Here is a 9,486-nt window from a genome sequence, read left to right on the forward strand (position 1 = left end):
TCGTCCATCCACGCCCAGCGGCGCTCGTCGGACCCCACGACCATCGGAAACCAGGCGTGCCCGAACTCGTGGTCGGTGACCTGAAAGAGGGAGCGCCCCCGCGAGGTGACGTCGCAGAACACGATCTGCGGATACTCCATGCCGGCCACCCGCCCGGCCACGTTGATCGCGTTCGGGTAGGGGTAGGGCGCCACGAAATCGGAATAGAACTCGACGGAGTGCTGTGTGAAGGCGGTCGACCGCTCCCAGCCGGGCTCCTGGTCGGAGCCGAGGCCCTCCCTTGGGTAGAGCGACTGGGCGAGCACCGTGCGGCCGCCGGCGTCGGCCCGTGCGGCGTCCCAGAGGAAAGCACGGGAGGCCGCCCACGCGAAGTCGCGCACCCGGTCGGCCTCGTACTGCCACGTGAGGCGCCCCGCCCCGTCGGGACGGGTCTCGGGGCGGCCGACCTCGGTGCTGTCGATGATCATGACCGTCTCGCGGCTGTCACGTGCCTCGTCCAGGCGGTCGCGCTGCGTCTCGGTGAGCACGTCGCCGGGGTTCTGGAGGCGCCCCGTGGCGGCCACGATCATGTCATGGGGCACATTGATGTTGACCTCGAAGGTGCCATACTCCAGGTAGTACTCGCCCTGGCCCAGGTAGGGCAGCGGGTTCCAGCCGTGGACGTCGTCGTAGACATACATCCGCGGGTACCACTGCGCGAACTGGTACACCGTGCCGTCCTCCATGTCCATCCGGCCGTGCCGGTCGGCGCCGTCTTCGGGCAGCGTGTACTCGAAGTCGAACGAGAACTGCAGGCTGTCGCCAGGTGCGAGCGGTGTGTCGAGCGAGACGCGCATCCGGGTGCCGTCGACGAGCGTGTCGGGCGTCGTCGTCTCGCCCCCCCGTTGGACGCGAAGGTTGGAGAGGTCGTACCCGGCCTCGTCGAAGAAGCCGCTGAACCGGGCGTCGTCGGGGACCGCCATGTTGCCGCGGCTGCCGGGCTTGAAGTAGTTCTGCTCCAGCTGCACCCAGAGCCGCTCCAGGGCCTCGGGGGCGTTGTTGGTGTAGGTGATCGTCTCGGTGCCGGTGACCCGGTTGCTGGCCGTGTCGAGGGCCACGTCGATCTGGTAGTCGGCCTCGTTCTGCCAGTAGGCGCGCCCGGGACTGCCATCCGCGTCCCGGTACCGGTTCGGGTCAGGGAAATCGACCGGCTCGAAGGATTCGAGGTTGTGGGGGGGCACCTCCTCCGGCATTTGCTGGGCGAGGGCCGAGCCGCACAGGGAGGGGACGAGTGCCGCGAGCAGGATGCTGGCGAGCAGGCGGGAGGGAAGGCGCATGACGGCAAAATCCGTTCGTAAAGAAAGGCGTTGGTAGACCATAATCTAGTTCCTTGGCGGACAAATTTGAAGGACGAAAAGGTTAAAGCACAGTTAGGGCCGGGTGCGACTTTCGGCCTGTGACGTGGAGGCAGCGCCCGAACGCCACCGCGCCCTGGACGTACGGGTATGCACCAGTCCCTGTCTCACTCCGACCCCTGTTCCGCCGCATGCGTCGCATTCCGATCCGCCGCTCCACGTCCCCGACCCAGGTCGACCCCGATCCCGAGGCCGAGGAGCGCATCCTCGACGGCCTCAACGAAAAGCAGCGCGAGGCCGTGACGACCACCGAGGGGCCCGTCATGATCATCGCCGGCCCCGGCTCCGGCAAGACGCGCGCCCTCACCCACCGCATCGCGTACCTGCTGGCGACCGGAAAGGCCCAGCCGCGCGACGTGCTGGCCCTCACCTTCACCAACAAGGCGGCGGGCGAGATGCAGGAGCGGGTGGAGGCCCTCGTGGGCGACGACGCGAAGGGCATGTGGGTGAGCACCTTCCACTCCGCCTTCGCCCGGCTGCTGCGGAGGGAGGGCGACAAGCTCGGCTACTCGGAGGACTTCTCGATCTACGACACGTCCGACTCGAAGCGCCTCATCCGGCAGCAGATGAAGGGGCGCAACCTCGACACCGACGTGGTGAAGCCGCGGTCGGCCCAGCGCATGATCTCCAGTGCCAAGAACGAAATGATCGGCCCGCAGGAGTACGCGGAGCTGGCGCGGGGGGACCAGCAGGAGATGGTCGCGGAGGTGTACCCCGCCTACGAGCGCGCCCTGAAGCAGGCCAACGCGCTCGACTTCGACGACCTGCTGCTCAAGCCGATCGACCTGTTCGAGCAGCACGAGGACGTGCTGGAGAAATATCAGACCCGGTGGCAGTACGTCCACATCGACGAGTACCAGGACACGAACCAGGCGCAGTACGTCCTCGCCCGCAAGCTCTCGGGCCGTCATGAGAACCTCTGCGTGGTGGGCGACGACGCGCAGAGCATCTACGCCTTCCGCGGGGCCGACATCACCAACATCCTCAACTTCGACAACGACTACCCGGACGCCACGACGATCCGGCTGGAGCGCAACTACCGCTCCACCGAGAACATCATCCGCCTGGCCGACTCGATCATCGAGGAGAACGACGATCAGATTGAGAAGAGCCTCTGGACGGACAACGCGGAGGGGGAGTACGTGGCGCTCATGGAGGCGCTCAGCGAAAAGGACGAGGCGCAGAAGATTGAGCGTCGGGTCCGCGACCTTCAGCTGCGGGAGGGGATGGAGTACGGCGACTTTGCGGTCCTCTACCGCACCAACGCGCAGAGCCGCGCCATCGAGGAGGCGCTCCGCAAAGAGAACGTGCCGTACCGCGTGATCGGGGGCACCTCCTTCTACGAGCGGAAGGAGATCAAGGACGTGCTCGCGTACCTGAAGCTGCTGGTGAACCCGAACGACACGGCCAGCCTGCAGCGGATCATCAACTACCCCACGCGGGGCATCGGCGACAAGACGCAGGCGCGCCTCCAGCGCTATGCCCAAGAGAATGGCCTTTCCCTGTGGCAGGCGGTGGAACGGGTGGAGGAGATCGAGACGCTGGGCACCCGCGCCGAGCGGGCCGTGGGCACGTTTCGGCGCCTCATCGCGCGCTACGCCTCGAAGGCGGGCACGGGCAGCGTGCCGCCCGATGAGCTGGCGCGGGACCTGATCCAGGACGCGGGCCTCCTCAGCGAGCTGCGCAAGGAGCACACCCGCGAAAACCTGCAGCGCTGGGAAAATGTGCAGGAGCTGATCAGCGCGCTGGCCGAGTACGTGGAGTCCGCCGAGGACGCCACCATCAGCACGTTTCTGCAGGAGGTGGCCCTCATGACCGACCAGGACGAGGCGGGGGACGAGGACGACAAGGTGACGCTCATGACGCTTCACGCCGCGAAGGGGACCGAGTATCCGGTCGTCTTCGTCGCCGGGCTGGAGGAGGGCCTCTTTCCGCTCGAAAAAGCCACGCAGGAGAAGGCGGAGCTGGAGGAAGAGCGGCGCCTCTTCTATGTCGGCGTCACGCGGGCCGAGCAGCGCCTCTACCTCAGCTGGGCGCGCAGCCGCTACCGCTACGGCGAACAGACCTCCAACACGCGCAGTCGGTTCCTAGAAGAGGTCGACTCCGACGTGGTGCGCACGGAGGCGGGCGGCGAGCTGGAGCAGCAGACCGACCGCTTCTCGGCGGGGGGCGGCTCCGACGGCGGCCAGGAGTACGACGAGATGGACCCGCACTACTACCGCCAGGACCTGAGTGGGGACGGGTCCAGCCGCTCCTCCTCGGACGGCCTCCGGCGCATTGAGTCGACCGACGGGGGCGGCGGGCGGCGCGTGGTGTACGACGAGGGGCACGGCGAGATCGTGCCGGGGGCCCGGGTGGAGCACCAGACGTTTGGGCAGGGCAAGGTGCAGTCCGTGGAGGGCGAAGGCGAAAAGGCGGCCGCGGTCGTCTTCTTCGGCACCGACGTGGGCAACAAGAAGCTGAAGCTCAAATATGCGAACCTCCGCGTCATCGGATAGCTGGCAGGCAATGCGTTTGAGAAGAGCCGCCTTTCTCGGGGGCTGCCCACTTTCCGTTCAGCGTTGAACATTCAGCGTTGAACGTTATGTGACGCTGGAATCTTGCAGCTTAGTCCGCGGCGCAAGCAGATATTATCCAATCAGGAAACAACGCCATGCATATACTCACAACGATCGGCCCCGACAACGCCACAAAGGCCGTCCTTCCCTTCATCGCCGGCAAGGGGGCCATGACCCGCGGCGAGACGGTGGCCATGTTTGCGATGCAGGAGGCCACCTACCTCGGCGCTCCCGGCCATGCCAACCTGTCCGAGCTCAAGGCGCCGGGCCTGCCCACCGTGCAGGCGGTGCTCGATGCCCTGCTGGACAACGATGTGCTCGACGAGTTCGTCGTTTGCACGCCGTGTGCGGAGGTGCGCGGCATCACGGAGGCCGACCTCGCGCCCTGGGCCACGTTCGGCGGGGCCGACGACCTGGCGCGTCAGGCCGCCGCGCACGACACGACGATGACGTTTTAGCGACATCTGGGTACTACACCGAGTCGCTAGGGGCACGGTAGCGAACGGATTGCATTCGGCCCTGGTCGTTGATCACGTTCGTTTCCGCGCCTTGCCCCACGTCCGTGTTCTGGGCCCACCCATGAGCCACCGCACGCGTCGGTCCACCAGCGAGATGGTCGACGGGTTAAAAATGGTGCGGAGGCCGGAGTCGTGCGCCCGGCGGATCGCCTCACGGTCGCGCCACCACAGCCCGATCCCGTTCCCGAACTCGGCGTCGTCCTCGAACAGGGCGGCCAGGCGGTCCGCGTCGCGCCGGTTCCAGACCTGCACCCAGATGTCGGCGATGCGTTGGGGGGGCGAACGGGGGGACGCGTTGGGAGAGGGCACGGTAGAGAAAGACCGATTCCGGCGGGAACCCCGGGTGTGGTTTACGCTTGTGTCCGCCGGAAGAGGCGGGCGTTCCAGGAGAAGGGGACGGGATTGCCGCGCTCGAGCTCGTGGACGTCGGGATGAAAGGGGGTGACCAGATAGTTCTTGGCGATCGGAAGAACCGCACTCGGCACAGCGAGGACGACGGAGCGCTCCTCCTCGAACCAGCGGGTCCCGAGGTCGCGAGTGGCCTCAGAATGAGGAAAGGTGTCCCAGTCGTCAGGGAGGTCCGATTCGTCGAGCGTTTCCAGGTGCTTATCCGGGTCGAGCTGAAGGGGGAGAAGCACGTAGCTGCTCTCGCGGGCCCCGTCGTAGCTCCCCAGCCAGGCGAGCTTCTCCAGTACGGCGACGCCCGGATGCTCACTGGCATAGGCGACCTGGGTGCCCTTGTGGTGCCACCGGCCACTGGTTTTGAGGCTTCCTTTTCCGCGAAAAGCGGTGTCCACATACCGCTCCTTTTCGAGACGCCAGATGGTGCGCACGGGAGGTGAAAACAATGGAACGACGTTTACGTGAGCCGCGGCTCTACGCGGGCATGCCGTATTCGATGTGGTAGAGCATCGTCTTGACCTCCTCCGTGCCCGTCACCGTATCCATGTGATCGAGCGGAGAGTCCCCCCCGAGCATGGAGTGTGGGGTGCGAAGCCACTCGCGCGCCGGTTCGGCGCCGTCGAAGGCCTTCCGGGCCAGGGCGACGATCTCGGCCAAGAGCACCAGTCGATCGGACTCGTCGGTGGTGAGCGTGCCGGTTTCACGACGCCGTTTCAGCGTGCGGGCGGAGACGCCAAGCGCTCGGGCCAACAGGTCGTCGGACGCGTTGAGGTGGTCGCGCACGTGCTCCAGTGCAACGTATGGTAAACCAGCTCGCACGGCGGCGACTGGATCCGTGCCAATTTCGGGGATGATCGATGCGGCCGTGGAGGGCGTCTCGGAGGAGGGCATTTGGGGACGAGATGACTTCTGAACCTGAACGGCTCTGTGCTCACTGTCACCTGTCAGGGAGGTTTCGACAGGTGACGTGAGTCGAAAGCCGGGCGCTGATTGTGGACCTGAAGGAGACGGCTGTCGCGACGGGCTCAGCCTGCACGTTTGCGGACGTAGAGCCCTCCCACGTCATCACGGGGATGCACGACGAGCAACGTGCCCACAGCAGCCGGGCCAACGACGAGTAGCAGATTTCTGAAGCCGCGCAGCGGATCGCTGAGGCAGCGGAGCAACTACGCGCCTTTGCGCCGTAAGCAAGGCAATCTAAATTTCCAGGACCGGTCTGGGGGTTTTCAAGGGCGCTCTTTGCGTCTTCATTTTGGGATCTTGAACTGATGCCCTTCGTTGCCGAGATGCGCCGAAGGAGACTTCGAAAAACAGGAATTTGAAAAGGGGCGCGCACTGAATGGATCGTATCTCAGCCACGACAACCAATGCCGATACGCACCTACGCAGATACGTCCGTTTACGGCGGGCCGTACGACGAGGAATTTGCAGAGGCCAGTCGGCAGTTTTTTGCTCAGGTGCGGGCCGGTCGCTTTTCGCTCGTGATCTCGGCGGTGGTTGAAGACGAACTGGAAGAGGCACCACTGGAGGTGTGGTCCATCCACGAAACTGTCCTCCCTGAAGCAACGGTGGTAGAGATTACGGAGGAGGCCCTCGATCTTCAGCAGGCATACCTGGATGCGAACATCCTGACCCCGACCTGGGAGGACGATGCGCTGCACATTGCCCTGGCAACTGTTCAGGGGTGTGACCTCCGTCAGCTGGAATTTTCAGCACATCGTGCACTTCCAGAAGATTCCTCAGTATAACGCGGTGAACGCCCTTCACGGATATAATTCCGTTGCCATCCATTCCCCGCGTGAGGTGATCAATGATGACGACACACTCGGAGAAAAGCGTTGACGCCGTCGAGATGAAGCGACGGGCCGCCCGTCGGATCCACGACCGCCTCAAAGGTGCGTCCCGAAGCGAGCGATTGGCCTACTGGCAGGAACGGACAGAGGCTCTTCGAAAACGGCAGGACCAGGCCAAAACCCCTGAATCGGACTCAGGATAACGTGCTTTTCCGAATTTCCGGAGGAGGCTGGAGGAAGGTGAAAAGGTCCTGCAGTCAGATTGGGGGTGCACACCTATCCCAGGGGAGGTCGATCGACAGTATCTGTGGCAGATGGAAACCATCATGGAGAATCATTCGGAGGAGACGGGCAACGAAATTGATGCTGTGGAGATGACGCGGCGGATCCGGGACGAGCGATACGAACGGGTAAAGAACATGACCCCGGAAGAGCGGCTCGAATACTATCGGGAAAAGAGCGCGGCCGCCCACCAACGATTCATGGAGCGCATCCGGAACGCGGACGAGGGGGCACCCTGAACAACCTGAACGTCGCGACGGGCTCAGCCTGCACGTCGGCGGGCGTAGAGCCGTCACACGTCATCACGGCGATGCACGACGAGCAGCGCGCCCACAGCAACATTAGCATTAGTGTAGGGCCCGCTCGTCGCCACCTCGTCCCTGACCCTCATTGAAGTCATGTGTACGCTGGTTCGGAAAGAGCGGGCCAGGCTCGACGTGTACGACCCGACGCGGGAGTCCCTCCCGAGCCCCTGAGCGCAGTGAAGGAATAAATAGCCCGAAAGCGCTCGGGCGGCGCCTGCACGGACCGATGTCGCGGCGGCGCAGAGACGAGTTGCCTCCTTGGGACTCGATGAGACACACATCGCTCCTTCGGGAGGCGAGTTGAGAGCCCCGGAGGATTGGGCCCGGTGCAGGGGGCATGGCGAGGATCTTCGTCCGCTGCGTGCAACGGAAGGCGTGCAACTTCATCCTCCTCCCCCACGTCGACATGGAACGCATCAAAGTAGAGCTGGAACTGCCCCGCGACCTCCTCGGAGCGCTTCACGTGACGGAAAAGGAACTTGGACCCAAGCTCAAGCTGCTAATCGCTCTGGAGTTGTTTCGGGAAGAGAAACTCTCCTCGGGCAAGGCCGCCGAAGTGGCTGGACTCACAAAGAGCGAGTTTATCGATGAGCTGGATCGGCACGGCATCCCCTATTTCACCGAGACGGCGGAGGAGCTGGCGCGACAGCTGGAGGAAGTGCGGAAGCTGGTTGGCGGCGGGAAGGGGACTGGATGACGATGAGACGGGGTCATGAGTCCTCCGCTGTGCCGCTCAGGTAATTGCCTTTCTCGGGGATGACGTTTCGCACACCGCCCGTCGGATCGTCGACATCTCCCGCGTAGCGAGGAATGACGTGGATGTGCGCATGAGGGACGGTTTGGCCGGCGTCCGTGCCGACGTTGAGGCCCACGTTGAATCCATCGGGGGCGTGTTTGTCCCAAAGACGGGATTGGACCCGATTGACCATGATCCGGCACGCGGTCTGCTCGCGCTCCGAGAGTTCGAAATAATTGTTGACGTGTCGCTTCGGCAGCACGAGGGTGTGTCCGTCGGTGACAGGATATTTGTCCGCGAGTGCATATGCCTGTGCAGACTCCGTCACCAGTGTACTGTTTGCGGACGGCGAGCAGAACGGGCAGTCCGTCGAGCCGTCGATGGTGAGCTGGGGATACGGACGGTACCGATAGATCTCGCAAAACTTCGTCCGCAGAATCGATTCGAACGGAAGGCGCACGTTGGTCTGATAGGTTGGAACGCCGTGCTTGTAGTGACGGCGGAAGCCCTCCCGCCGCAAGTCACGCCGAACTGAGTAGAAGGCAGCGCCGGATGATCGCAACAGCTCCGAGACATCCATCAGCACGTCCGTCTGCTCGCGCTGCATGAGCACGTTGAGGACATAGTGACACAGAATCGTGTCGAACTTCCCATCAGGCCGTTCCGGGGCGTAGTGGGGGTCATAGCCCTCCACGTCAAATCCCTTCGACTGCAGAAATTCCACGTCGGCTCCGTGGCCACAACCGTAGTCCAGCACGCGGCCCTCGATGTGGCCGAGTCCGAGGAGCTTGCGGGTCGGGAAAGAGGGCCGGTCTCGCTCCTTCGCCGTGAGGTGGGCGTTGGGATTGTGGTGACGACTCATGGGTCAAATCGGGCCAGATTGCGGTACGTCCCGATGCGGTCAATGAGCGAGGTTGCGGCCTTGGCTACTTCCTGAGAGACGGTCTCACCCTCGGAGGGCAGAGACGAGAATCGAAGGGAAACGTCGTTGCGAAACGCCTCATCTAGCGCCTCTAGTTCCCGGTACTTCTCGTAAGTGCGCGCAAGCCGCGGGCGGGCACGCTTGAGGGCCTCCTGAGAAGGGATACGATCCCGCTTTTTCTGCTTGTTAACGCGTGGATCCGCAGGTGCAAGATTCCACATCTCATTCATGGGATACACCGAGACGGGCAGGAGATGATCGAGGTTGTACGAATCGTTCTCGCGGATCTCAGTGCCGGTCCACGGGCACAGAAAGTGCTCCCCCTCCATGAGAAGAATGTCGATCTGATTGCGCTCCCAGGTGAGGGACACTCGATTGTCGGGACGGGCAGTGAGAAGAGAAAAGATGTCCCCTCGCCCGTAGCTCTCATCCGTCTGGTCGACGGACTCCGTGAACAGCGACCATTCGTGAATACACAACGCCTCGACCCAGAGCGATAGATCTTGGAAGGAGCGCCAGAGGTCGCGGCGGACAACGAGGCAGCTTTGATTTCCACTTGTACCCGGAACGGCTACG

12 protein-coding genes are annotated in these 9,486 nt (G+C 63.7%); 6 read left to right on the plus strand and 6 right to left on the minus strand.

From position 1 onward, the window contains the following. Window positions 1–1,316, minus strand: a 1,316-nt coding sequence (locus V5A20_RS11370) for a M1 family metallopeptidase (protein ID WP_332327376.1), incomplete at its 3' end; no start/stop codon positions are given. A gap of 209 nt (window positions 1,317–1,525) precedes the next feature. On the opposite strand from V5A20_RS11370, the gene V5A20_RS11375 reads away from it, so the two are divergent. Continuing rightward, window positions 1,526–3,892 carry an ATP-dependent helicase gene (locus tag V5A20_RS11375; RefSeq protein ID WP_332327377.1) on the plus strand — a complete coding sequence of 789 codons (2,367 nt, stop codon included), beginning with the start codon at window positions 1,526–1,528 and terminating at the stop codon, window positions 3,890–3,892. Window positions 3,893–4,047: 155 nt separating this feature from the next. Beyond that, window positions 4,048–4,410 (plus strand): DsrE family protein, encoded by a 363-nt coding sequence (locus V5A20_RS11380; protein WP_332327378.1) that lies wholly within the window; start codon window positions 4,048–4,050, stop codon window positions 4,408–4,410. Window positions 4,411–4,482: 72 nt separating this feature from the next. Here V5A20_RS11380 and V5A20_RS11385 read toward each other — a convergent pair whose 3' ends face one another. The 3 genes from V5A20_RS11385 to parS are packed head-to-tail and all read right to left on the minus strand — an operon-like array spanning window position 4,483 to window position 5,763. Continuing rightward, complete coding sequence (locus tag V5A20_RS11385) at window positions 4,483–4,779, minus strand: YybH family protein (protein ID WP_332327379.1); 297 nt, start codon at window positions 4,777–4,779, stop codon at window positions 4,483–4,485. 41 nt (window positions 4,780–4,820) lie between these two features. Further along, a complete protein-coding gene (locus tag V5A20_RS11390; RefSeq protein WP_332316664.1) occupies window positions 4,821–5,303 on the minus strand; it encodes an RES family NAD+ phosphorylase in 483 nt (160 codons plus the stop codon). A gap of 43 nt (window positions 5,304–5,346) precedes the next feature. Further along, the gene (gene parS, locus V5A20_RS11395; RefSeq protein ID WP_332316663.1) at window positions 5,347–5,763 is read right to left on the minus strand and encodes a type II RES/Xre toxin-antitoxin system antitoxin; all 417 of its coding nucleotides are present in this window, start codon (window positions 5,761–5,763) and stop codon (window positions 5,347–5,349) included. A 101-nt stretch (window positions 5,764–5,864) separates the two neighbouring features. On the opposite strand from parS, the gene V5A20_RS11400 reads away from it, so the two are divergent. From V5A20_RS11400 to V5A20_RS11415, 4 genes are all read left to right on the plus strand, one after another. Further along, window positions 5,865–5,993, plus strand: coding sequence for a hypothetical protein (locus V5A20_RS11400; RefSeq protein WP_332316662.1), 129 nt, complete (start codon window positions 5,865–5,867; stop codon window positions 5,991–5,993). A gap of 246 nt (window positions 5,994–6,239) precedes the next feature. Beyond that, entirely contained in the window at window positions 6,240–6,620 is a 381-nt protein-coding gene (locus V5A20_RS11405) for a hypothetical protein (protein WP_332316661.1), read from the plus strand. Window positions 6,621–6,991: 371 nt separating this feature from the next. Further along, window positions 6,992–7,186 carry a hypothetical protein gene (locus tag V5A20_RS11410; RefSeq protein WP_332316660.1) on the plus strand — a complete coding sequence of 65 codons (195 nt, stop codon included), beginning with the start codon at window positions 6,992–6,994 and terminating at the stop codon, window positions 7,184–7,186. Between the two features lie 403 nt (window positions 7,187–7,589). Then, the gene (locus tag V5A20_RS11415) at window positions 7,590–7,949 is read left to right on the plus strand and encodes a UPF0175 family protein (protein ID WP_332316659.1); all 360 of its coding nucleotides are present in this window, start codon (window positions 7,590–7,592) and stop codon (window positions 7,947–7,949) included. A 13-nt stretch (window positions 7,950–7,962) separates the two neighbouring features. Here the strand turns inward: V5A20_RS11415 and V5A20_RS11420 are convergent, their stop codons facing one another. Together V5A20_RS11420 and V5A20_RS11425 are read right to left on the minus strand one after the other, a co-directional pair. After that, a complete protein-coding gene (locus V5A20_RS11420) occupies window positions 7,963–8,850 on the minus strand; it encodes an HIT family protein (RefSeq protein ID WP_332316658.1) in 888 nt (295 codons plus the stop codon). Beyond that, a partial coding sequence (locus tag V5A20_RS11425) for an HNH endonuclease domain-containing protein (RefSeq protein ID WP_332327380.1) occupies window positions 8,847–9,486 on the minus strand: 640 nt, incomplete at its 5' end. The genes V5A20_RS11420 and V5A20_RS11425, both read right to left, overlap by 4 nt.

Source organism: Salinibacter sp., assembly GCF_036626415.1.
Classification (GTDB): domain Bacteria; phylum Bacteroidota; class Rhodothermia; order Rhodothermales; family Salinibacteraceae; genus Salinibacter.

What these genes read in the sequence shown, in the direction of transcription:
- V5A20_RS11410 (WP_332316660.1), top strand. Translation starts at nt 6,992, where the DNA reads ATGGAGAATCATTCGGAGGAGACGGGCAACGAAATTGATGCTGTGGAG.
- V5A20_RS11405 (WP_332316661.1), top strand. Translation starts at nt 6,240, where the DNA reads ATGCCGATACGCACCTACGCAGATACGTCCGTTTACGGCGGGCCGTAC.
- V5A20_RS11415 (WP_332316659.1), top strand. Translation starts at nt 7,590, where the DNA reads ATGGCGAGGATCTTCGTCCGCTGCGTGCAACGGAAGGCGTGCAACTTC.
- V5A20_RS11380 (WP_332327378.1), top strand. Translation starts at nt 4,048, where the DNA reads ATGCATATACTCACAACGATCGGCCCCGACAACGCCACAAAGGCCGTC.
- parS (WP_332316663.1), bottom strand. Translation starts at nt 5,763, where the DNA reads ATGCCCTCCTCCGAGACGCCCTCCACGGCCGCATCGATCATCCCCGAA.
- V5A20_RS11420 (WP_332316658.1), bottom strand. Translation starts at nt 8,850, where the DNA reads ATGAGTCGTCACCACAATCCCAACGCCCACCTCACGGCGAAGGAGCGA.
- V5A20_RS11375 (WP_332327377.1), top strand. Translation starts at nt 1,526, where the DNA reads ATGCGTCGCATTCCGATCCGCCGCTCCACGTCCCCGACCCAGGTCGAC.